General features: G+C 67.3%; 21 protein-coding genes. 11 read left to right on the forward strand and 10 right to left on the reverse strand.

The genetic code is table 11. The annotated features are described in order from the left end of the window. Positions 1-217: 217 nt before the first annotated feature. On the reverse strand, positions 218-2,677 hold the full coding sequence (locus CK498_RS04835; protein WP_095619733.1) for a DUF1266 domain-containing protein: 2,460 nt from the start codon (positions 2,675-2,677) through the stop codon (positions 218-220). Positions 2,678-2,847: 170 nt separating this feature from the next. On the opposite strand from CK498_RS04835, the gene CK498_RS04840 reads away from it, so the two are divergent. From CK498_RS04840 to CK498_RS04850, 3 genes are all read left to right on the forward strand, one after another. Continuing rightward, positions 2,848-4,299, forward strand: a complete 1,452-nt coding sequence (locus tag CK498_RS04840; protein ID WP_095619734.1) for an NAD-dependent succinate-semialdehyde dehydrogenase — start codon at positions 2,848-2,850, stop codon at positions 4,297-4,299. 34 nt (positions 4,300-4,333) lie between these two features. Next, positions 4,334-5,632 carry a 4-aminobutyrate--2-oxoglutarate transaminase gene (gene gabT, locus CK498_RS04845; RefSeq protein WP_095619735.1) on the forward strand — a complete coding sequence of 433 codons (1,299 nt, stop codon included), beginning with the start codon at positions 4,334-4,336 and terminating at the stop codon, positions 5,630-5,632. A 113-nt stretch (positions 5,633-5,745) separates the two neighbouring features. Then, positions 5,746-6,339 carry a hypothetical protein gene (locus tag CK498_RS04850; protein WP_095619736.1) on the forward strand — a complete coding sequence of 198 codons (594 nt, stop codon included), beginning with the start codon at positions 5,746-5,748 and terminating at the stop codon, positions 6,337-6,339. Between the two features lie 90 nt (positions 6,340-6,429). Here CK498_RS04850 and CK498_RS04855 read toward each other — a convergent pair whose 3' ends face one another. Further along, entirely contained in the window at positions 6,430-6,672 is a 243-nt protein-coding gene (locus CK498_RS04855) for a GlsB/YeaQ/YmgE family stress response membrane protein (protein WP_095619737.1), read from the reverse strand. A gap of 59 nt (positions 6,673-6,731) precedes the next feature. Then, positions 6,732-7,274: a DUF924 family protein gene (locus CK498_RS04860; protein ID WP_095619738.1), complete on the reverse strand. Its 543-nt coding sequence runs from the start codon at positions 7,272-7,274 to the stop codon at positions 6,732-6,734. 121 nt (positions 7,275-7,395) lie between these two features. Here CK498_RS04860 and CK498_RS04865 point away from each other — a divergent pair, with 121 nt between their 5' ends. The 7 genes from CK498_RS04865 to CK498_RS04895 all read left to right on the forward strand — a co-directional run bounded on the left by CK498_RS04865 (position 7,396) and on the right by CK498_RS04895 (position 14,657). Then, positions 7,396-7,581, forward strand: coding sequence for a hypothetical protein (locus CK498_RS04865; RefSeq protein ID WP_095619739.1), 186 nt, complete (start codon positions 7,396-7,398; stop codon positions 7,579-7,581). 185 nt (positions 7,582-7,766) lie between these two features. Continuing rightward, positions 7,767-9,365 carry a solute:sodium symporter family transporter gene (locus CK498_RS04870; protein ID WP_095619740.1) on the forward strand — a complete coding sequence of 533 codons (1,599 nt, stop codon included), beginning with the start codon at positions 7,767-7,769 and terminating at the stop codon, positions 9,363-9,365. Positions 9,366-9,521: 156 nt separating this feature from the next. Next, positions 9,522-10,502: a GlxA family transcriptional regulator gene (locus tag CK498_RS04875; RefSeq protein WP_095619741.1), complete on the forward strand. Its 981-nt coding sequence runs from the start codon at positions 9,522-9,524 to the stop codon at positions 10,500-10,502. A 17-nt stretch (positions 10,503-10,519) separates the two neighbouring features. Then, the gene (locus tag CK498_RS04880) at positions 10,520-11,698 is read left to right on the forward strand and encodes an MFS transporter (RefSeq protein WP_095619742.1); all 1,179 of its coding nucleotides are present in this window, start codon (positions 10,520-10,522) and stop codon (positions 11,696-11,698) included. A 23-nt stretch (positions 11,699-11,721) separates the two neighbouring features. Further along, positions 11,722-13,119 carry a YcjX family GTP-binding protein gene (locus tag CK498_RS04885; RefSeq protein WP_095619743.1) on the forward strand — a complete coding sequence of 466 codons (1,398 nt, stop codon included), beginning with the start codon at positions 11,722-11,724 and terminating at the stop codon, positions 13,117-13,119. Further along, positions 13,116-14,138, forward strand: coding sequence for a TIGR01620 family protein (locus CK498_RS04890; RefSeq protein ID WP_095619744.1), 1,023 nt, complete (start codon positions 13,116-13,118; stop codon positions 14,136-14,138). The genes CK498_RS04885 and CK498_RS04890 overlap by 4 nt, the downstream gene beginning before the upstream one ends. Before the next feature lie 78 nt (positions 14,139-14,216). Further along, on the forward strand, positions 14,217-14,657 hold the full coding sequence (locus CK498_RS04895) for a universal stress protein (protein ID WP_095619745.1): 441 nt from the start codon (positions 14,217-14,219) through the stop codon (positions 14,655-14,657). Positions 14,658-14,708: 51 nt separating this feature from the next. Here the strand turns inward: CK498_RS04895 and CK498_RS04900 are convergent, their stop codons facing one another. The 7 genes from CK498_RS04900 to CK498_RS04930 form a co-directional block, all read right to left on the reverse strand. Continuing rightward, complete coding sequence (locus CK498_RS04900) at positions 14,709-15,830, reverse strand: ABC transporter ATP-binding protein (RefSeq protein WP_095619746.1); 1,122 nt, start codon at positions 15,828-15,830, stop codon at positions 14,709-14,711. Between the two features lie 38 nt (positions 15,831-15,868). Then, positions 15,869-16,747: a carbohydrate ABC transporter permease gene (locus CK498_RS04905; protein WP_095619747.1), complete on the reverse strand. Its 879-nt coding sequence runs from the start codon at positions 16,745-16,747 to the stop codon at positions 15,869-15,871. Beyond that, positions 16,740-17,672 carry a carbohydrate ABC transporter permease gene (locus CK498_RS04910; RefSeq protein WP_095619748.1) on the reverse strand — a complete coding sequence of 311 codons (933 nt, stop codon included), beginning with the start codon at positions 17,670-17,672 and terminating at the stop codon, positions 16,740-16,742. Before CK498_RS04910 ends, CK498_RS04905 begins: the two co-directional genes overlap by 8 nt. Before the next feature lie 75 nt (positions 17,673-17,747). Continuing rightward, a complete protein-coding gene (locus tag CK498_RS04915; RefSeq protein ID WP_095619749.1) occupies positions 17,748-19,013 on the reverse strand; it encodes an ABC transporter substrate-binding protein in 1,266 nt (421 codons plus the stop codon). A gap of 112 nt (positions 19,014-19,125) precedes the next feature. Beyond that, positions 19,126-20,598, reverse strand: coding sequence for an ATP-binding protein (locus CK498_RS04920; RefSeq protein WP_095619750.1), 1,473 nt, complete (start codon positions 20,596-20,598; stop codon positions 19,126-19,128). Positions 20,599-20,609: 11 nt separating this feature from the next. Beyond that, complete coding sequence (locus CK498_RS04925) at positions 20,610-21,332, reverse strand: response regulator (protein WP_095619751.1); 723 nt, start codon at positions 21,330-21,332, stop codon at positions 20,610-20,612. Between the two features lie 119 nt (positions 21,333-21,451). Continuing rightward, complete coding sequence (locus CK498_RS04930) at positions 21,452-22,249, reverse strand: Cof-type HAD-IIB family hydrolase (RefSeq protein ID WP_095619752.1); 798 nt, start codon at positions 22,247-22,249, stop codon at positions 21,452-21,454. Between the two features lie 113 nt (positions 22,250-22,362). Between CK498_RS04930 and CK498_RS04935 the strand changes: the two genes are divergently transcribed. Then, on the forward strand, positions 22,363-22,992 hold the full coding sequence (locus tag CK498_RS04935) for an NAD(P)H-binding protein (RefSeq protein ID WP_095619753.1): 630 nt from the start codon (positions 22,363-22,365) through the stop codon (positions 22,990-22,992). Positions 22,993-23,058 lie beyond the last annotated feature (66 nt).

Here is a 23,058-nt window from a genome sequence, read left to right on the forward strand (position 1 = left end):
GCCTCCATCACGCATTAGCAGCGCGCAGGAGGCGATATGACATCGCTGTGGAAGTGGTGCCAAGGGCGCTTGCCCGACGTACCACGTCCATAGCGGCCTGTCAGCGGTCCGATGCCAAGAAAGATCAAGCGCCTGACAGGAAGCGCCTGTTGACAATAACCTGATGAATATAATCCATGTTATGGCGTCTGGCGACAGCCGAGAAGGTAACGTTTCGTTAATGCAGGGTGCGCGCATCCCCCGGCAGAGTATCAATATGCATCGGCGCCCAGTGCCGCGGGCGCGCACCGGGGAAGTCGAGACTCGCCCAGGCGCCGGCCAGCGGCGGCGCCCCGGTCAACCAGGCCACCAGCGCCTCGCGGAAGCTGGCCAGGAAGTCCGCCCGCTCCTCAGTCTCGCCCATGAAGAACGAGAAGCCGGTGTAGAGGCCTCGCGCATAGGCCGACCAGCCGCCGTAGTGCTCGCCGGCCAGCCGCATGGCACGCTCCAGCGCGGCGGCGAAGGCCGCCTCGTCGAGCCAGTTCAACTGGCGTGCGGCGATCGCCAGATCCACCGCCTGGGCAACGTCCCAGGCGGTCATGTCGATGTCGTTGCAGCCATCCTCGTTGTCGCGCACCCGGGCCAGCCGCAGCAGATGGTTGCGCTCCTCCTCGCCGCAGTCGTCGGATTCCAGGGTGGCGATCTCGGAGGCCAGCCGCGCAGCATTGAGGGTATAGGGAGCGTAGTTGATCTGATACTCCTGGCGGTCGCCGGAACCGAGCAGAAAATCAAGAAACTCGGCCACGCTTTCGGGGCCATGCAGACCGTAGTGGCCGTCGAGCCACTCGCGGATCGCCTCGCACTCGCGGGGGCTCTCGGGCAGCGGATCGCTCCAGGCGCTGGTATTGAGCGGACCGACCAGGGCCAGTGCGGTGAAGCGCGGCAGGCTGGGGCGATCGCCGGGCTCATGCCAGGCGCCCGGCGTCCAGTCCAGCCAGTGGAAGGGGCTGCCGGGATCGTCGCGGTGCCAGCAGATCTCATGGCTCAGCAGCGGTCCGTCGCCGTCGGGCAGTACGCTTTCCCAGGCGGCCCAGGCGCTCAGCAAGCGTCGCGCATCGGGGTAGAAGCGGCACAGCACGCCGCGCAGCGACTCGGCCTGGTCGGCAAGCGCCGCGGCGTCGAATTCGTCGCTATCCAGCGTCATCTGCAGGTAGAAGGCGTATTTCTCGGCCATATGAATGGTCGCCGCGTGACGGCTGCAGGCGGCCAGCGCGTTGCGCTGAGCCACTGCCGCTGGCTGCGGTTCGCCGAACGGGGTATGGGTCCTGGGCAGCGCCGAGTGGCTAGCATCGGCGGCCAACTGATTGAGGTGATGGGCCTGGGCCGGCAACCAGTAGCGGCGCAGCCCGTCGGCGCCGTCATCGGGAAACAGCCCCAGGGTCTCGCGCAGGTAGCCGCGGGCATCGTCGCGTCGTGCAGCACTCGGCGGCAGTGCGATGCCCTGGCGGAAGAGCAGGTCCGGCTCGCGGATCGAGGCCAGTGCCAACACCCAATGACGCGGCCCGCTGCGCCAGGCGCGCATCGCCGCCCGGCTACGCTCGCGCAGCGGCTCTTCGAGCAGGCCGGCCAGCGGCTCGCGCCAGGGACTCGCCGGCGACTGCAGCAGCAGCGCCCAGTCATGCGCCACTTCACCGCTCAAGTCACGCCCGTCGAACAGGCTGCGACCGCGCTGGTAGGCGTTGACCAGCGCCAGCCAGTCACTATAGCGCCGCGACAGCAGATCCAGGGCATGGCCGGCAAAGTCCTCGGCCTCCTGCTGGCTGAGCCACTCCAGGCACCAGCCGGCATAGGCCAGCTCGACCAGTCGCAACCAGTCCCAGGCCGCCCACTCCAACGGCTCGCCACGCGCCACGAAGGTCAATAGCACATGCCCGTAGGGCTTGGCATCCTGCAGACCGGCCAGCCACGCCTGGCGCTGGTCGGCGTCCTGCTCGAGCAAGCGGCTGGCATCGAGGTCCCAGCCATAGCGGTCGCCCTGCCCGGCCAGCCACAGCATCAGGCGGATCAGCTCATCGCGGTCATGCACCTGCCATACCTCGCCGAGCCAGGCGGCGACATCGGGCCAGTCGAGCCCCGGGCTCGGCGGCAGCGCCAGGGTCGGGGCGAAGGCCGCACGCAACCGCCATACCGACTCCCCCGGGGCGCTCGGCCACAGTGCAGCCAGCGGCTCGCGACGCGCCAGGCGGGCGACAAGCATTTCCCAGGTCACGCCATCGCCGTCCTGCTCGAGGCGCGCCAGGGCCTCGCAGGCCTCATAGAAGCCATCGTCGCCGCGCACCCAGCCCTCGCCGCTGCGCACCGCCAGCAGCGCCTTGAGCCAGTCGTCGAGGTCGCGATGGTGAGCACAGATCTCCTCCCCCAGCCGCTTGACCCAGGCGTGCACCTGCTCGCCGGGCAGCCAGCCCGCCGCTGACGCCAGCGCCAGCAGCTCCAGGGCGTCGAGCTGGCACAGCGGATTGGGCTGGCCCGGGGCGAACGCCTCGAGCAACCGCCAACCCAGCTCGCTGCGCTCCTCGACCCCGAGGTGCACCAGTCGCTCGCCGGCCAGCTCCGCCGACACCGCCGTCGGGTCAGGCTCGAAGGCCCAGCCACACAGCACCAGTTGTTGCGCCCACCAGGCATTCAGGGGATCGACCAAGACTCACCTCGATATGACGAAAGACGGCAATGCATAAATCGGCGCCTAGTGTAGCCGAAAGCGTACAGGGCGCCGATGGTTCGGGGTCAATTGAATATTGAGCGTTTTATATATTGCACACCTCGTCAATTATGATAACAATCGTCGACATCGTTCCCTCAGGAGGCCCCATGCCCATATCCTCTCTTCCCGATCTGATGATCGACAAGGCGTTCATCGCCGGCGCCTGGCGCGACGCCGAGCGACGCTTCGCCGTGACCAACCCGGCCAGCGGTGAGGTGCTTGCCGAGGTGCCCGACCTCGATGCCGAGGCCGCACGCGACGCGGTGGCCGCGGCCGAGGCGGCCTGGCCGGTGTGGCGCAAGACCCCGGCCAAGCAGCGCAGTGCGCTGCTGCGCGCTTGGTTCGAGGCGATCATGGCCCACCAGGAGGACCTGGCGCGGTTGATGACCCTGGAGCAGGGCAAACCGCTCGCCGAGTCCCGCGGCGAAGTCGCCTACGGCGCCAGCTTCATCGAGTTCTACGCCGAACAGGCCAAGCGCATGGCCGGCGAGACCCTGCCCAGCCACGGCGCCGACAAGCGCCTGCTGGTGCTGCGCGAGCCGGTCGGCGTGGTCGCCGCCATCACCCCGTGGAACTTCCCGCTGGCGATGATCACCCGCAAGTGCGCCCCAGCACTGGCCGCCGGCTGCCCGGTGGTGATCAAGCCCGCCGAGGCCACCCCGCTGACCGCCCTGGCCCTGGCACGCCTCGCCGAGCAAGTCGGCTTTCCTGCCGGCCTGCTCAACGTGGTCACTGCTGAGAAACCAGCTGCCATCGGCGAGGTACTGACCAGCGACCCGCGAGTGCGCAAGGTCTCCTTCACCGGTTCCACCCCGGTGGGCAAGAGACTGCTGGCACAGTGCGCCAGCACGGTCAAGAAGGTCTCCATGGAGCTGGGCGGCAATGCGCCGTTCATCGTCTTCGATGACGCCGACCTCGACGCCGCGGTGGAGGGCGCCATCGCCTCCAAGTTTCGCAACGCCGGCCAGACCTGCGTATGTACCAACCGCTTCCTGGTCCAGGACGGCGTCTATGACGCCTTCCTCGAAAAGCTCGCTGCCCGGGTCGCCGAGCTCCAGGTCGGCGACGGCCTCGACGAGGGCGTGATGCAGGGCCCGCTGATCAATGCCGCGGCGGTGGACAAGGTCCAGTCGCATATCCACGATGCCCTGGAGAAAGGCGCGCGGCTGGTATGTGGCGGCGAACCGCATGCCCTCGGCGGCACCTTCTTCCAGCCCACCGTGGTCGCCGACGTCACCGCCGAGATGCGCGTGGCCCGCGAGGAGACCTTCGGCCCGCTGGCTCCGGTGTTTCGCTTCGACACCGACGAGCAGGCCATCGCCATGGCCAACGCCACCGAGTTCGGGCTTGCCGCCTACTTTTATGCCCGCGACTATCGGCGCATTTGGCATGTCATGGAGAGCCTGGAATATGGCATGGTAGCGGTCAATGAAGGTCTGCTTTCCACCGAACTTGCGCCATTCGGTGGCGTCAAGGAGTCAGGCCTGGGCCGTGAAGGGTCGCACCACGGCCTGGATGACTTCACTGAACTAAAATACGTATGCATCGGCGGCCTTTGATCGCCCACGACGCCTTTCCAAGGAGACAGGTTTGATGAATAACGCACAGCTCAACGACCTCAAGCAACGCTATGTCGCCAATGGCGCCGCCAGCCCAGCGACCCAGTTCGCCGATCGCGCCGAGAATGCGCTGATCTGGGATGCCGACGGCAACCGCATCATCGACTTCGCCGGCGGCATTGGCGTACTCAATATCGGCCACCGCCACCCCAAGGTGGTCGAGGCAGTCAAGGCGCAACTGGACAAGGTAATGCACACCTGCCAGACCGTGATGCCCTACGAGGGCTATGTGAAGGTGGCCGAGAAGCTCAGCCAGATCACCCCGGTGCGCGGTCACGCCAAGGTGATGCTGGCCAACTCCGGTGCCGAGGCGCTGGAGAACGCCGTCAAGGTTGCCCGCGCCGCTACCGGCAAGAACAACGTGATCTGCTTCGACGGCGGCTACCACGGCCGTACCTTCATGACCATGGCCATGAACGGCAAGGTCGCGCCCTACCAGACAGACTTCGGCAGCATGCCGGGCAATGTCTTTCGCGCGCCCTTCCCGGTGCCCTACCACGGTGTCAGTGAAGACGAAGCCCTGCGTGGCTTGAAGATGGCGCTCAAGACCGACGCCAATCCCAAGGACACCGCAGCCATCGTGCTCGAGCCGGTACTCGGCGAAGGCGGTTTCTACCCGGCGCCGACCAGCTTCCTCAAGGCGATCCGCGAGATATGCGACGAGCACGGCATCCTGATGATCATCGACGAAGTACAGTCCGGCTTCGGTCGCACCGGCAAGATGTTCGCCATCGAGCATAGCGGCGTCGAACCGGACATCATGACCATGGCCAAGAGCATGGCCGATGGCATGCCAATCTCTGCGGTAGTGGGTACCGACAAGGTAATGGACGCCTCCGGCGGCAACTCGCTGGGCGGCACCTACACCGGTAGTCCGGTCTCCTGCGCCGCGACCCTGGCGGTACTCGAGGTCTTCGAAGAGGAGAACATCCTCGCCAAGAGCAACGCCCTGGGCGACAAGCTGGCCAAGCGCTTCGCCACCTGGCAGCAGGATTTCGACTGCATCGACAACGCGCGCAACATGGGCGCCATGGCGGCCTTCGACCTGGTATCCGACAAGGCCAACCACACTCCGGACGCCGACCTGGCCGCGGCGCTGTGCAAAAAAGCCCGCGAGAACGGCTTGATCCTGCTCTCCTGCGGCATGTACGGCAACACCATCCGCTTCCTGATGCCGGTGACCATCGAAGACGAGATCCTGGAAGAGGGATTGTCGATCATCGAATCCTGCCTCAAGGAACTGGTCGGCCAAAAGGCCGGCGCCACCGCCTAAGCCCATTCTGGCGTCGCCACTACCCGCCGCCCGGCTGATCGCAGCCGGGCGGTTTTTTTGGTGATATCCTTGCCCTGGCTTTGCACGACACTGCCTGCACCCAAGGACATCCGATGCTTCGCACCCTCTCGCTGCTGCGCTCGCTGCACGGCGCCCATCACTCGCTGGCGGACGCCCGCGCCACCGTTCAGCGCGCCTGCGACTACCGCTGGCTGCGCGGGGCCATGGCCGGCGGCCATGTCAGCGAGTCGTCGCAACCGCTAGCCGATGGTACGCCCTGCATGACCCTCACCCAGCTGTTTTCGGCCACCGCAGGGCGACTCAGCGGAGGTAACTGGCCGGCTGACGCCGAGGCTCGTGAGCGCTGCCGGGTCGAGGGCGCCCACGCCTGCCGCGCCGCCGGCGCGCCGGCCTATCGTACCCTGGAGAGCCTCTCCCAGGGGCTGGTACACGGTGCCATGTCGGTGCTCAAGGATGCCGCCCGGTTCGATTATCTGCTCGAACAGCAGGCGCTACGGCTGACCTGGCGCCGCCCCCAGCGCCTCGAGGGCGCACTCGCAGCGCTGGCCGCCCGCCGGCTTGGCCAGGCGCCCCAGGGCGTCTTCGTGCTCGCCTTGAGAGTGCCCGGGCGCGAGCTGAACCACGCCGCTGACGGCGAATGGCTCGACCAGCAGCTGGATCGCTATCGCAAGCTGCTACGCCGCTGACCCCTTGCCGGACATAGCACCAATCTCCCAAGCCTGAACGCACACCGCCCGGCACGGGCCGGGCGGTGATTAGCTACTAGCGCGGCTATCTCAGCCGCTGCGCACCTTGGAGATCACCCATAGCAGCAACACCGCACCCACCGTGGCGGTCACCAACGAGCCGATGAAGCCACCGGACTGCAGCCCCAGCAGGCTGAACAAGAAACCACCGATTACCGCCCCGACGATCCCCACACCGATGTTACCGAGGATACCGAAGCCACCGCCACGCATGATGTTGCCGGCAATCCAGCCCGCCAGACCACCAATGATCAACCACAGAATCAATCCCATCGTGTGTCTCCTTCATCCATTGAATCATGCCGCATGCGCTCGCCCGCGGCGTGAGTGCCTCAGAACGACGAGCCAGGCTGTTCGAGAAAGGCCAGCTCCGCCGCCGTGGAGTCGCGCCCCAGTATGGCATTGCGATGGGGGTAGCGGCCAAATCGCGCAATGATATCGCGATGCTGGTGCTCGAAGCGCAGGTTCTCCTCGAGGCCCGGCTGGTCGAACAACCGCAGCGCCTGGTCGTGCACCTTGAGCGACTCGCTGTGCATATAGGGCATGTACAGGAAGGCGCGCCAGGCGACATCAAGGTGGCGGTCGCTGCCCTGGGCCACGGCTTCCTGGGCCAGCACCAGGGCCATGCCGTCATTGGCGAAGGCCGCTGGCGTATCGCGATGCACATTGCGCGAGAACTGGTCGAGCACGATGATCTCGGCCAGCCGACCGCGCGCCGACAGCCGCCACTCCCACAGCTCCCCGCGGCCCGTCGCCTCGAGCAGTGCGCCAAAGCGCCCGGCGATGGCCGCGTCGAGCGCGGTATCCTTGCGGAACCACTGTGCGGGGGTCAGTTCGTCGAACCAGAACACCAGTACGTCATCTGCATCGGCCATGCCATCTCCTTTATCGCCGTGGCCCCGCTGCAGCTGCAGGAGGCAGTTGCTATCATCAGAGCCCGCCACTCACCGGGGGTTCCCCCGCGCTCATAGCCCAAGCTTACGTCAAGGAGTCACGATGGCCACCCAGGAGCTGCTGGAAATGTCGCTGTTCGTCTTCAACCTGGTCGGACTGGTGGTATGTCTCGTCGGCCTCAGCCTGGCGCGACGGCGCCGACGCCGCCCGCTGGGCTACGGCATCGCCGTGCTCGGCTTCCTGATTGCTGCGATACCCATGCTGGCACAGCTCTTCGGCAATCCCTAAGCCAACAGCGTAGACGCAAATATTTCGTAAACTTACCGAATAAAATCGCCAACATACGACCAAAGGCGAATGTGAGAATCGTGTCACCTAACTAAAATCACGTCACCGGAAATGTCTCGCATTTACTTCGGTGATCTCGACGAGAAAGCGTCGCAACATTCACGCCAACCGCAAGGTGACCCATCATGCATGCCCTGACCCTGGCCTCCTTCCTGTTCTTCACGGGACTGGTCGCCTTCATCACCTGGCGCATCACGCGTCGCGATGACCACAAGAGCACCAGCGGCTACTTCCTCGCCGGCCGCACCCTGACCTTCCCGCTGATCGCCGGGTCGCTGCTGATGACCAACCTCTCCACCGAGCAGATGGTGGGACTCAACGGCGCCGCCTTCAGCGACGGCCTGAGCGTGATGGCCTGGGAAGTGGTGGCGGTGATTGCGCTGGTGGCGCTGGCGCTGTTCTTCCTGCCGCGCTTTCTGCGCAGCGGTATCGCTACCCTACCGCAGCTACTATCGATCCGCTTCGACGCCGGCACCCAGCTGATCACCAACGTGATCTTCCTGATCGCCTATGCAGTGATCCTGCTGCCAATCATTCTCTATTCAGGCGCCATGGGCCTGCAGGGCATGCTCGACCTGCAGGGCCTGACCGGCATCCAGTCGCCGACCACCCTGCTGTGGCTGACGGTATGGATCGTCGGCATCATCGGCGCCATCTATGCCCTGTTCGGCGGGCTGCGTACCGTCGCCGTGTCCGACACCCTCAACGGCGTCGGCCTGCTGATCGGCGGCTTCGTGATCGTCTACTTCGGCCTGCAGGCGGTCAGCGGCGGTGACGGCATCTTCGAAGGCTGGAGCATCCTCAAGGAGAGCGACCCCGAGAAGCTCAACTCGATCGGCGGCTCCGACCAACAGGTGCCGTTCTTCACCCTGTTTACCGGGGTGTTCCTGATCAACCTGTTCTACTGGACCACCAACCAGCAGATCATCCAGCGTACCTTCGCCGCCAAGAACCTCGCCGAGGGCCAGAAGGGCGTGCTGCTGACCGGCTTCTTCAAACTGCTAGGGCCGCTCTACCTGGTGCTGCCGGGCATCATCGCCTACCACCTCTACGCCGAGCAGGGGGTGCGCGCCGACGAGGCCTACGGCCACCTGGTATTCAACGTGCTGCCGCCCTACCTCACCGGCTTCTTCGCCGCGGTGATGGTCGGCGCCATCCTGTCGTCGTTCAACTCGGCGCTCAACAGCACCACCACCATCTTTAGCCTGGGCATCTACAAGGGCGTGCTCAACAAGGACGCCAGCGAAGAGCAGGTGGTCAAGTCGGGCAAGGTGTTCGGCTGGATCATGGCCTTTGCCACCATGACCATCGCCCCGCTGCTGGCCGGCCAGGAGAGCCTGTTCGGCTACCTGCAGCGCATGAACGCCATTTACTTCATCCCTATCCTGGCGGTGGTCATCGTCGGCCTGCTGACCAAGCGGGTGCCTCCGATGGCGGCCAAGATCGCCCTGGTAGGTGGCTGCCTGCTGATCGCCGCCGGCTACTTCGTGCCGCCGTTCAACCAGCTGCCGGTGGTGATGCACGAGTTCCACTTCGTGGCCAGCGTGTTCGTGCTGCTGGTGGTGGTGATGCTGGTGATCGGCAAGCTGCGCCCGCGGGAGACCGATTGGGTCCACGAGCACAGCGGCGACGTCGACCTGACGCCGTGGAAGGGCGCCGTGCCCACCGGCATCGTGCTGATCGTGCTGGTGGTGATCATGTACGCCGCCTTCGCCGGCGTCTGAGCGACCCGCGACACGAGGTAGACACCTATGCAGCCCCGCCCCGTGCGGGGCTGCGTGGTTTCGAGCCCATCATGTCCGAATCGGTGGTCAAGCGGTCCTTGCCGACATCACCGCCAGCGCCGACACTGCAGGGGTCAAGTCGCCGGAGATTGCCCCGTGACCCGCCGCATCGCCCTGTTCGCCTACCCCGACTGCCAGCTGCTCGACGTCAGCGGTCCCTGGCAGGTGTTCGCCAGCGCCAATGCCCTCAGCGCGACACCGCTGTATCAGCTGCATCTGGTGGCGCCCGCAGCGGGTAGCGTGATGACCAACGGCGGCCTGGCGGTGCAGGCCACCCACGGTCAGGCCGAGCTTGCGGCCCTGGCGCCCCTCGATACCCTGCTGGTAGCCGGTGGACACGGCGTCATGCCGCTGCGCCAGGACGCCGCCCTGCTGACCACCCTGCGCGGCCTGGCACCGGCGGTTCGGCGGCTCGGCTCGATCTGCACCGGGGCCTTCCTGCTCGCCTCGACAGGACTGCTCGACGGCTGCCGGGTCACCACCCATTGGCGTCACGCCGCGGCGCTGGCCGAGGCGTATCCGGCACTCAGGGTCGAGCCCGATGCGCTCTACGTCGAGAGCCGCGGCCGCTATACCAGCGCCGGCGTCACCGCCGGCATCGACCTGGCGCTGGCCATGCTGGAAGCCGATCACGGCGCCGCCCTGGCCGGCCGGGTGGCCCGCGAGCTGGTGGTCTTCCTGCACCGCCCCGGCGGCCAGTCGCAGTTCAGTGAGGTGCTGCGCCAGCAGCAGGACGCCGGCCCGCTGCGGCGCCTGCTCGACCACCTGCACGGCGACCCCGGCGGCGACCATCACGTCGAGGCCATGGCCGCGCAGATGGCCGTCTCGCCGCGCCACCTGACCCGGCTGTTTCGCCGCCACCTGAACACCACGCCCGGCGCCTACCTGACCCGGCTGCGCCTCGAGCAGGCGCGCCTGGCACTGCTCGACACCAGCCAGCCGGTATCGCTGCCGCGCCTTGCCGCGCGCTGGCGACTGGGCGGCGCCGAACAGCTACGCCGCCAGTTTCAGCGCCACTACGGCGTCTCACCCAGCGTCTACCGCCAGCGCTTCGCCTCCACCGACAGCACCAGTTAGCCACCGGAGAACCCCGCATGCCCATTACCGTCACCCTGCTATCGCTGTGCCAGGCCCTGCTGGTCAGCGGCAATATCCTGCTGATCGCGGTATCGCCGTTGATCGGCGCCAGCCTGGCGCCCAGCGCCAACTGGTCCACTGCGCCGGTGGCCACCCAGTGGCTGGGGCTGATGTGCGCCACCATCCCCGCTTCGCTGATCATGGCCCGGCTGGGCCGCAAGCGCGGCTTCGTGCTCGGCAACCTGCTGGGGCTGGTGGGCGTGGTAGTGGCGGTGCAGGCGCTGCGCAGCCAGCACTTCGCGCTGTTCCTGCTGGCCACCTGGCTGATCGGCATCGGCATCGGCTTCGGTCAGCTGTACCGTTTCGCCGCGGTGGAGGCCGCCCCGGCGCCACTGCGTGACCGCGCCATCGGCCTGGTGATGGGCGGCGGCGTGCTGGCCGCCTTCTTCGGTCCATGGCTGGCCCGGGTCAGCCGCGAGCTCGGCGAGGTGCCCTTCCTGGGCAGCTTCGTCGGGCTCGGCGCGCTCTACCTGGTGGCTCTGCTGATCCTCGCCGTCACACGGCTGCCACCGGCGACCCGCACCCATGGCGAGGGCACGCCGCGGCCGCTGGGCGAGATCCTGCGCCAGCCGACCTTTATCGTCGCCGTCAGTGCCGCGCTGATCGGCTACGGGGTGATGAACCTGGCGATGACCGCCACGCCGCTGGCGATGGCTAGCGTCGGGCACCACTTCGACCACGTTGCCGCGACCATTCAGTGGCACGTGGTGGCGATGTTCCTGCCGTCGTTCTTCACCGGCCACCTGACCGCCCGCTTCGGCGCCAGGCGCATGATCGTCGCCGGCTGCGTGCTGCTGGTGGCCAGCGCCTTGGCTGCGCAGATCGAGGCCGGGGTGATGGGCTTTCACTTTGCCCTGGTGCTGCTCGGGCTGGGCTGGAACTTCACCTTCCTGCCCGCCACCGGGCTGCTCACCGAGACCTATCGGCCGGTAGAGAAGGCCCGTACCCAGGCCGCCAACGAGTTCCTGGTGTTCTCCACCGTGGCACTCACCGCGCTGCTCGCCGGGCCGCTGGTCAGCCAGCTCGGCTGGGCCACGCTCAATGCCCTGCTGATCCCGCTGGCGCTGCTGCCGGTGGCATTACTGGCCTGGCAGCGACTTGCCAAGGCGCCCACTGGCCCGCACATTAGTGGCTGAATTCACACCACGAGTGGTCATGCATGCCGCAACCCCTGGCACGCGAACTGGTTAACCTCATCGAACGCGGGCGCGACCGCCAGCTGCGGCTGGCGGTCACCGGCCTGTCGCGGTCCGGCAAGACCGCGTTTCTCACCTCGCTGGTCCACCAACTGCGCCACGCCGGCCTCGAGGCGCGCCTCGACCTGCTGCCGGCGGCCCGCGACGGCCGCCTGCTCGGCGCCAGCCGGGTCAGCCAGCGCGACCTCGGCGTGCCGCGCTTCCCCTACGACCAGGCACTGGCGGCGCTCGACGAGACTCCGCCGCGCTGGCCGGCACCGACCCGCGGCATCAGCGAACTGCGCCTGGTGATTCGCTACCGCCCGGCCAAGCGCGGCCTGTTCGGCGGCGAGAGCCGCGAGTTGACCCTCGACCTGTTCGACTACCCCGGCGAGTGGCTGCTCGACCTGCCGCTGCTCGACCACGACTACCTGAGCTGGAGCGCGGCCCAGGATGCGCGACTCAGCGTGGGCCAGGCGCGCCACGCCATGTTCGCCGAGTGGCGCGCAGCGGTGACCGACCTCGACCCCGCCGCTGACGCCGACGAGGCCCAGCTGGCGGCAATTGCCGAACGCTATGCCGCAGGGCTGCGCGCCGCCCGCGAGGCCGGCTTCGCCGACCTGCAGCCGGGGCGTTTCCTGCTCCCGGGCGATCTCGACGGCGCGCCGGTGCTGCAGTTCTTCCCGCTGCCGGGGCTCGTCGAAGCCCAGCGCAAGTCCCTCGAGGCGCTGCCCGAGGGCAGCGTCTATCGTACCCTGGCGGCACGCTACGCCCACTATCGTCGACACATCGTCAAGCCCTTCTACCAGCAGTATTTCCGGCGCTTCGACCGGCAGATCGTGCTGGTCGACGTGCTCGGTGCCCTCAACGCCGGCCCCGAGCGCTTCGAGGACCTTTCCCGGGCGCTCTCCACGCTGATGCAGAGCTTCGCCTACGGCAAGCGCAGCCTTGCCTCGCGGCTGTTCGCACCGCGCATCGACCGCCTGGCGATCGCCGCCACCAAGGCCGACCACGTAACCCCCGAGCAGCACGGCCATCTGGTCAGCCTGCTCGAGGCGTTGCTGGCCGAGCCGCTCAAGGACCTGCGTTTCGCCGACGTGCCGGTACGCGCGCTGTCGCTGGCATCGATCCGCGCCACTCGCCCGCGCGAGGTCGAGCAACGCGGCAAGCGCACCCCGGCGCTGGCCGGTACCACCCTCGACGGCGACGAGGTGCTGCTGTTTCCCGGCGAGGTGCCACCGCGACTGCCCGATGCCGGCTTCTGGGACCGCCAGGGGTTCGACTTCCACGCCTTTCGGCCGCTGCCCCGCAACGCCGGCGCCCTGCCCCACATCCGCCTCGACGCGGCCCTCGACTGGCTGATCGGAGACAAGCTGCAATGAACGACCCTCGCCCCGGCCAGCGCTTTACTGCAGAAGAGATACCGCTAGCCCCCAGCGACCCGCGCCCCGCCCAGACCTTCGACCCGGCCACCGAGAGCCGCGACTGGCAGCCCGAGGCCGAGCCGCAGGCCCCCGGCGAGGCGGCACTGGTGGCGAGCCTGGCGCGCCCGCGCAAGCGCCGCTGGGGGCTGTTGACGCTGCTCGGCGGCGCCCTCGGCCTCGGCGCCGTGGAAGCCGGCCAGACACTGTATGCGGCGAGCCTCGGCGGCGACTGGCTGGCCGGGGCCTGGAGCGTGCTGCTGCTGCTGGCGCTGGGCCTGGGTGGCCGCGCCCTGCTGCGCGAGCTGTGGCGACTTCGGCGACTGCGCCGTCATGGCCGCCTGCGCGAGGCGCTGGCCGGCCTCGACCAGGCCAACCCGCGTGAGGCACTGGCGCTGGCGGAGCGGCTGCGCGAGCAGCTCGGCCTGGATGCCGACCACCCCCACTGGCAGGGCTTCGTCACCGCCCACCAGCCGCACCACGACGGCGGCGAGACCCGTGCCCTGCTGGCTCATCACCTGCTCGCGCCCCGTGATCGCGAGGCGCGCCGGCTGATCTCGCGGATGTCCGGTGACACCGCGGTGCTGGTGGCGGTCAGCCCGCTGACGCTGGTCGACATGGCGCTGGTGGCGTGGCGCAACCTGGCGCTGATCGACCGCCTGGCGCGCCTCTACGGGCTCGAGCTCGGCTACGCCAGCCGCCTGCGGCTGTTTCGCGCGGTGCTCTACAACATGGCCTTCGCCGGCGCCAGCGAGATTGCCAGCGAGGCGAGCATGGAGATCCTGTCGATGAACCTCGCCGGACGCCTCTCGACCCGCGCCGGCCAGGGACTCGGCGTAGGCCTGCTCAGCGCGCGCCTGGGGCTGCGTACCGCCCGCTTGACCCGGCCGCTGCCCTTCGCCACCGACGAGGCGCCGCGCATGAAGGACCTGCGCGGCGAGGTGTGGCAGCGGCTGCGCCGCCTCGAGGAAGAGCGCTGAGACTTGCTTGACCGGGATCAATGCAGCGCCGCCATGATCGGCTAGGCTGAGGGGGAAACATCCCTGACGGAGACAACCATGTTCAATTCAGTACTCATCGCCGTGGACGGCTCGGAGCACGCCAAGAAGGCCCTCGAAGTCGCCTGTCAGCTGGTCAGCAAGGAAGATGCGACCCTGCATATCCTGCACATCCCCGAAGCGTTGACCCATGAGACCACGCTGGTGTGGGGGATCGGCGCCATTGCCCTCGAATCCTCCCGCGAGGTGCTCGAGGAGGCCGGCAAGTCGGTCATCGAACGTGCCAGCGAGGCGGCACGCGGCATGGGCGCGAGCCACGTCGAGACGCACCTCAGCAAGGGCGACCCGGCGCGCAACATCCTGCGCCATGCCGAAAAGCTCGGCGTCGACGCCATCGTGATGGGCAGCCGCGGCCTGGGCGACTTCGCCGGGCTGATGATGGGCAGCGTCTCGCACAAGGTCACCCACAGCGCCAAGTGCACGGTAATCAGCGTGCGCTGACCCTTGCCCCATACCCGGCCGCCTATTGGCCGCGGCCGGGGCCCTGACGGGTCAGGCCAGGCGGCGCTCGGTCTCGGGGTCGAATAACACCGCACGGCCCATGTCGACGCGCAGCACGAGTCGCTCGCCCGCCATTACCCGGCACTTGGGGCCGACCCGTGCAGTGGCCTCACCCTCACCCAGCTTGAGCTTCAGCAGAATATCCGCACCAGTGGGTTCCACCACGCTGATTTGCGGCGTGAACGCCACGCCCTCCGCGTGTTCGCCAAGCCGTGCATCGTCCTCGGCGAAGTGCTCCGGGCGCAGCCCCAGAATGACCGACTGGCCGAGCCACTCACCCATGGCCGGGGTTTCTCGTTCACGCGGCCAGGGGAGCCACAGAGGTTCCTCTTGCGGCGTCTCCACGCGCAGCCGGTATTGGCCGGCGTCTTCCTCCAGCGTGGCGGTGAGAAAGTTCATTGACGGCGAGCCCATGAAGCCGGCAACGAACAGGTCCACCGGATCGTTATAGACCTCATCGGGCGAGCCGAGCTGGAGGATACGGCCGTCGCGCATCACCGCGATGCAGTCGGCCAGCGTCATGGCCTCGATCTGGTCGTGGGTGACGTAGACGATGGTGGTGCCCAATCGCTGATGCAGCTTCTTGATCTCGGTGCGCATGTCGACGCGCAGCTTGGCATCCAGGTTGGAGAGCGGCTCGTCGAACAGATAGACCTTGGGCTCGCGGGCCAGCGCCCGCCCCATCGCCACCCGCTGGCGCTGGCCGCCGGAGAGCTGCGACGGCTTGCGCTCGAGCAGGTGCGACATCTGCAGCAGGTCGGCGACCCGCTCCACGGCAGCATCGCGCTCGGCCTTGGGCACCTTACGCATCTCCAGGCCGAAGCTGATGTTCTGGCGCACCGTCATGCTGGGATAGAGCGCGTAGGACTGGAACACCATGGCGATATCACGCTCCGCCGGGGTCTGCCAGGTGACATCCTCGCCGGCAATGCAGATCTCGCCAGAGGTGACCGGCTCGAGTCCGGCGATGGCGTTCATCAGCGTCGACTTGCCGCAGCCGGAAGGCCCTACCAGGATCAGGAACTCTCCCGAGTCGATCGCCAGGCTCACGTCCTTGAGCACCTGCTCGCTGCCGAAGTCCTTGCACACCTTGTTGATTTCAAGCGCTGCCATGTCGGTAACCTCTTTGTTGTTCGGTGGCTCAGAGGGTCTCAGCCTTTGACCGAGCCAGCCGTGAGCCCACGCACGAAGTACTTGCCGGCCAGGACGTAGACGATCAGCGTGGGCAGCGCGGCGATCATCGCCGCCGCCATGTCGACGTTGTACTCGCGCGCCCCGGTCGAGGTGTTGACCAGATTATTGAGCGCCACGGTAACCGGCTGACTGTTGTGGGCCGAGAACGCCACGCCGAACAGGAAGTCGTTCCAGATCTGGGTGAACTGCCAGATCACCGAGACCACGATGATCGGCGCCGAAACCGGCAGCAGGATGCGCCAGAAGATACGCAAGAAGCCGGCACCGTCGAGCTTTGCCGCGGATACCAACTCGGTTGGCACCGCGACGTAGAAGTTGCGGAAGAACAGCGTGGTGAAGGCGATGCCGAACACCACATGAACCAGGATCAACCCCGCCCGCGAGGTCGACAGCCCCAGCCAGCCGAGGGTCTGCGCCATGGGCAGCAGCACCACCTGGAACGGGATGAAACAGCCGAACAGCATCAGCGCGAAGACCAGCTCCGAGCCCTTGAAGCGCCACTTGGTCAAGACATAGCCATTGAGCGCGCCGATCAGCGTGGAGATCAGCACCGCCGGTACCACGATGGCGATGGAGTTGAAGAAGTAGACCCCCACGCCCTCGCAGCGCATGCCGGTGCAGGCTTCGCCCCAGGCCTTGGCCCAGGGCGCCAGGGTCGGGTCACGAGGCAACGAGAGCAGCGTGCCGGGGGTGATCTCGGCCAGCGGCTTGACCGAGGTCATCAGCATCACCGCCAGTGGCAGCAGGTAGAACAGCGCAGCCAGCAGCAGCGTGGCATAGAGCGCAGCACGCCCCAGTCGCGCGCCCAGGGTGCGACGGCGAATGACGTTATCCATGGCGGCGGTTCCTCAACTCGGAGTAGAGATAGGGAATCAGGATCGCCAGCACGCCGCCCAGCATCAGCATGGCACTGGCCGAGCCCAGGCCGATCTGCGCGCGGGTGAAGGCGTGGGCGTACATAAAGGTGGCCGGCAGGTCGGAGGCGTAGCCGGGCCCGCCACCGGTGAGCGCCACCACCAGATCGAAGCTCTTGATGGCGATGTGCGAGAGGATCATCACCGCACTGAACACCACCGGGCGCAGGCAGGGAATCACCACCCGCCAGTAGATGCTCGGCAGGCTGGCGCCATCGAGCTGGGCGGCCTTGAGGATGCTGTCGTCGATGCCGCGCAGCCCGGCCAGGAACAGCGCCATGACGAAGCCGGAGGCCTGCCACACGGCGGCGATCACCAGGGTATAGACAGCCATGTCGGGGTCGACCAGCCAGTCGAAGCGGAAATTCTCGAAGCCCCAGCCGCGCACCATGGCCTGGATGCCGAGGCCTGGGTTGAGCAACCACTTCCAGACCACACCGGTGACGATGAACGACAGTGCCATGGGATACAGGTAGACGGTGCGCAGCGCCCCCTCCTGGCGGATGCGCTGATCGAGCAGGATCGCCAGCAGCAGTCCCAGCGCCAGGCAGATCGCCACGAACAGGCCACCGAATATCACCAGGTTGGAGGAAGCCACCCACCAGCGGTCGTTGGCCATCAGACGCGCGTACTGAGCGAAGCCGACGAAGTCGTAGCTGGGCAGCATGCGCGAGCCGGTCAGCGAGAGGATGAAGGTCCACAGCATGAAGCCGTAGACGAAGAACAGCGAGATGGCGATCGACGGCGCCAGCACCAGCTTGGGCAGCCAGGCCTGGAGCAGGCCGGACGGACTGCGCCGTGAGCCGCTAGCGGCGGCCGGCTTGGCCGCCCAACGCGACAGGGACATAGCGAAATACCTCGGAGGTGAGCGACGTGCAACGGGCCCGCTACGTCAGGCCCGTTGCCGTTCGGCAGCGACGGCTTACAGTGCGGCCTGGGCGGCGTTCACCATGCGCCGGGCGGCCTCCTCGGCGGCCATGTCACGCGCGTTGAAGTAGTTGGTCACCACGTCGAAGATGGCGCCCTGGACATCGGCGCGCACGGCCATGCCGTGGGCCATGCTGGGCACCAGGCCGCCCTCGTCGGCGGTGCGCTGGAAGTCGTCGAGGGACTGCTGGGCACACTGGTCGAACTCGCTCATGTCGAGGTCGGGGCGGGCGGGAATCGACCCTTTGGCCAGGTTGAAGGCCTCCTGGAAGGTCGGCTCCAGCGCCAGGCGCGCCAGGGCGTGCTGGGCATCGCGCTCCTCGCCTTCGACGCGGAACATGGCCAGGCTGTCGATATTGAAAGTGAAGGCGTCCTGGGTGCCGGGCGCGGCGGCGCACAGATAGTCCTCGCCGGCGGTCAACTCGGCGGCGGTGAACTCGCCCTTGGCCCAGTCACCCATCAGCTGCATGCCGGCATCGCCGTTGATGACCATCGAGGTGGCGATATTCCAGTCGCGGCCGGACATGTCGTCGTCCATCAGTTCGCGCAGGCGCTTGAAGGTTTCCAGCGCCTCGACCATCCGTTCGCTGCCCAGCGCCTCGGGGTCGAGATCGACCAGCGCCTGCTGATAGAACTCGCTGCCGCCGGTGGCCAGCAGTACGCTCTCGAAGATGGTGGCGTCCTGCCACGCCTGGCCGCCGTGGGCCAGCGGGATGAAGCCCGCCTCGCGAATCGCCTCGCCGGCACTGAACAGCTCGTCCAGGGTGGTCGGCATCTCCACGCCGGCCGCCTCGAGCACCTCGGGATTGGCCCACAGCCAGTTGACCCGGTGCACATTGACCGGCACCGCCACATAGCTGCCGTCGTGACGCATGATCTCGGCCACCGTGGGCGGCAGCAGATCGTCCCAGCCCTCGGCCTCGGCCACCTCGTCGAGCTCGCCGAGCAGCCCAAGCTCGCCCCACTCCTGGATCTCGGGCCCCTTGATCTGAGCCGCCGACGGCGGGTTGCCGGACATGGCGCGGGACTTGAGCACGGTCATGGCGGTCTCGCCACCGCCACCGGCCACGGCAAAGTCTTCCCAGCCGTAGCCCTCGGCTTCCATCAGCTCCTTGAGCACGTTGGCCGCGCGGGCCTCGCCGCCGGAGGTCCACCAGTGCAGCACCTCCACCTCGGCGGCCTGGGCCGCGGAAAGCGTCAACGAGGCCGCCAGCGTCGTGGCCAGGGCCGTCTTGGGGAAAGAGATATTGAATGACATCATTGGCGTGCTCCTGCTGTTGTTATTGATCCCGGTCGTCGCCGGAGTGCCAGTAACGTTAGTCGAGAGCGGGCACGCGTAGGGTTACCTAGTCCTGCAAAGTATTGCGCCACCATTACAAGCTCGTAATATTCTGCGGCCGCGGCAGGACGACGGCGACCTCCAGGCCCCCTGCTGGATGATTGCCGAGCGAGATATCGCCGCCCAAGGCGCGGGCGATATGCCGGGCGATGCCCAGCCCCAGGCCGCTGCCGCCAGTATTGCGGCTGCGCGAGGGCTCGAGGCGCACGAAGGGCGCAAACACCCGCTCGCGCTGAGCCTCGGGGATGCCCGGGCCGTGGTCACGGATGACGATCGAGAGTTGCTCGGGAGAGTCAGCCAGCGTTACCTCGGCGCGCCGGCCGTAGAACACCGCATTCTCGAGCAGGTTCGCCAGACAGCGCTTGAAGGCCAGCGGCTTCACCGCTAGTGGGGCGGCGCGCCCCGTGAGGGTTACCTCACCGCCCTGCAACGCCAGCTCGGCGGCCAGCTCCTCGAGCACCGCCCGTGGCTCGACCTCCTCCACCGCCTCGTGCAGGTCGAAGCCCTTGACCGAGGCCAGGGCTCCCTTGACCAGCAGGTCGAGCTCGTCCAGCGAGGCGCAGAAGCGCTCGCGCTGCAGCGGGTCATCGAGCATCTCGGCACGCAGCCGCAGTCGGGTAATCGGCGTCTTGAGGTCGTGAGAGATCGCCGAGAACAACCGTTCGCGCTCGTCGACCTGGTCGCGGATGCGCTCCTGCATGCGGTTGAACGCCATTGCCGTGGCGGCCACCTCGCGCGGCCCGCTTTCACGCAGCGGCGGCGCGTCGAGATCGTCGCCGAGCTGGCGCGCCGCCCGCGACAGCCGTGCCAGCGGCCGAGTCACGCTGCGGATGCCGAGCAGCGCCAGGCCGATCACCGTGAGCAGCACCATCAGGCTCGCCAGCAGCCGCTCGCCGGAGAGCCAGCGGTATTCGTTGAACAGGTCGGGCACCGGCAGCAAGGTGGCGACATAGAGCCAGGTGTCGGGGCCGAGTTCCATCTGCACCACCAGGATCGGCGGCGACAGCGGCTCCATCAGCAGGCTGTGCTGGCCCCAACGCGGCGGCAGATCGTGCAGCAGCACCTGGTTGTTGTAGACACGCAGCGTCTCGGCGCGCGAAAACTCCACCAGCACGTCGTCGATGTTCAACTCGGCGGTGAGGATCTCGCGGAAGTTGTCGACCACCAGCACCTTCTCCGGCCCCGAGCCAATATCCTCGACCGGGATGCGCCGCTCATTGACGCTGACGAAGAAGCGCGTACCGCCCATGTTGCGCAATTGGTCGAGCACGATGTGGCGGTACTCGACGGGCAGCGAGCGAAAGAAGCGCATCGACGAGGCCACGCTAAAGGCAACATTGCGCGACAGTTCATCGAGCTGCTCGAGCTGGCTCGAGCGCACCTGGGAGGTCCACACGGCATAGCTGGCCAGCTGGGCGCTGAGCACGCCGACGAGCATGATCAGCACGAAGCGTCCGCGTAGGGTTCGCGGCAGCCAGCGCGACAAGCGTCGGCGCCAGTGCTTCACGCGTCCAGCGTTCACGTCAGCGCGGCGACCCGGGCGGTGAAGACGTAGCCGGCCCCGCGCACGGTGCGGATCAGTTGGGGGGAGTGGGTATCCTCATCCAGGCGTTGGCGCAGCCGGCACACGTGCACATCCATGGAGCGATCCAGCGGCGGCGCCGGGCGGCCCCGGGTCAGCTCATACAGCGCTTCCCGCGAGAGCACCTGCTCAGGGCGTTCGAGAAACACCTGAAGCAGTTGGAAGTCGGCCCCCGATAGCGGTGTGCGGGCTTCATGCTCATCGATCAACTCACGGGTCATGCGATCCAGCCGCCAGGCGCCGAAAGCCACCATCCGGGCCTGGGCCAGGTCGGCGGGCGAACCAACCCGGGCCCGCCTCAGCACCGCCTTGATACGCGCCAGCAGTTCTCGCGGGTTGAACGGCTTGCTCAGGTAGTCGTCGGCGCCAAGTTCCAGGCCGAGGATACGGTCGGTCTCGTCGGCGCTGGCGGTGAGCATGATGATCGGCACGTCGCTGCCGCGGCGAATGTCACGGCAGATGGTGAAGCCGTCGTCGCCGGGCAGCATGATATCGACGATCAACAGGTCGGGGGTTTGGGTTGCCAGCAGGCCATGCAGCGCCTCGGCATCCTCGGCGGCCAGGGCCCGGTAGCCGTGGCGTCCCAGGTAGTCGACGAGCAGTTCGCGGATCTCAGGATCGTCGTCGACCACGATCAGGGTAGCGGGCGGTGTGGTCATCGTCGTCCGATGGCAGGGGCGTTGCCTCGGCAGCGCCGGTGGGTCATTACCAGATGACACCAGATGATGGGCAAGCCCGGCGGGTACGACAAGGGCTCCTAGACCATGGTCGACATGCGCTAGAGCGCGAAGCGGTCTCGCAAGAGCCTGGCCACGGCGGTATCGGCATGGTGGCCGATCACCCTGGCAGCGTGGACACGCCCGGCGAGTGCAGGATGGGCATTGGCCATGACGTGGGCCTCGCCGGCCACCGACAGCATTTCGGTGTCGTTGAGGTTGTCACCGAAGGCCAGGCAGGCCTCGGGGGCCACGTCCAGGCGCTCGAGCAGTGCCAGAAGCGCCTGGCCCTTGTTGACCCCGCCGGCCATCACCTCCAGGGAGTTGGCCATCGAGTAGGTGACGTGCAGCTGTTCGCCAGTTCGCGCGACGATGCCGGCCTCGAGCTCGGCCAGATGCGCTGGATCGCCGATATACAGCACCTTGCCCACCCCCTGCCCATCGAGCAGGGCCGGCTCCACCACCCGGTAGCCGAAGCCGGTATGCGCGTGCAGCGCCAGCAACTCCGGCGCCGGGGCGTCGATCAGCCACTCGTCGTCTTGATAGAGGTTGAGGCGCACCTCGGCCGGGCGCTCCAGGGCGATCAGCTCGCGGGCGTGCTCCGCCGCCAGATGTCGAGCATGCAACAGCTGATCGTCCGGGGCGTGCAGATAGGCGCCGTTGGTGCTGATCAGATGTACCGGCACCCCCAGCCGCTCGCGGAACGCCAGCATGTCGCGATAGTGGCGCCCCGAGGCGAAAGCCAGGTGGTGGCCCCGCTCGGCCAGCGCGCGCAGAGTGTCGACGGTGTCGGGGTGAAGGTCATGGTCGGCGCCCAGCAGGGTACCGTCGAGATCGGAAACGATCAGATGTGGCGGCATGCAGCGTCCTCGATGGAATCGTGTCACCCCGACTAACGTATAGCCGAACGGCCTGCGACCACAAGCGTCGAACGCGTATGCTGGACGCATCATACCGTGTCACAGGAGACGCCATGAAGACGCTCGTGATCGGTGCCAACGGCCAGATTGGCCGCCAGTACTGCGAACTCGCCAGCCGCGGCGGCATGTCGCTGCGCGCCATGATCCGTCACTCCGACCAGCAACCGTGGTTTCACGAACGCGGCATCGACACCGTGATCGGCGACCTGGAAGGCGACTTCCACCAGGCCTTCAACGGCTGCGACCAGGTCGTCTTCAGCGCCGGTTCGGGCCCGCATACCGGCCCCGACAAAACGCTGTTGATCGACCTCTACGGCGCGATTCGAGCCGTCGACCTGGCGGTCGAGCGTGGCCTGGAGCGCTTCCTCATGGTCAGCGCACTGCGCGCCAGCGACCCCATGGCCGCTCCCGCCAAGCTGCGCCCCTATATGGCGGCCAAGTTTGCCGCCGACGCCTATCTACGCAGCGCACGTATCCCCCACGTGATCCTCAAGCCCGGCAAGCTCACCGATGCCCCCGCCAGCCGACTGGTCAGTGCCACCGCCGCGCACGCCGACGGGCTCGAGGTCTCGCGCGGCAACGTCGCATACGCGTTACTGCACCTGAGCCAGGCGCGCATGCTCAAGAACCGCGAGTTCGACCTGCTCGACGGCGACTCGAGCATTGCCATGGCCCTGCTGTAGATTGGCGGGGCCGACGGGAATCCGTATAGTGGCTGCTTACCCCCGCCAAGCTAAAGTGTCCGATGA

The organism is Halomonas salipaludis (genome assembly GCF_002286975.1).
Taxonomy (GTDB): Bacteria; Pseudomonadota; Gammaproteobacteria; order Pseudomonadales; family Halomonadaceae; genus Franzmannia; species Franzmannia salipaludis.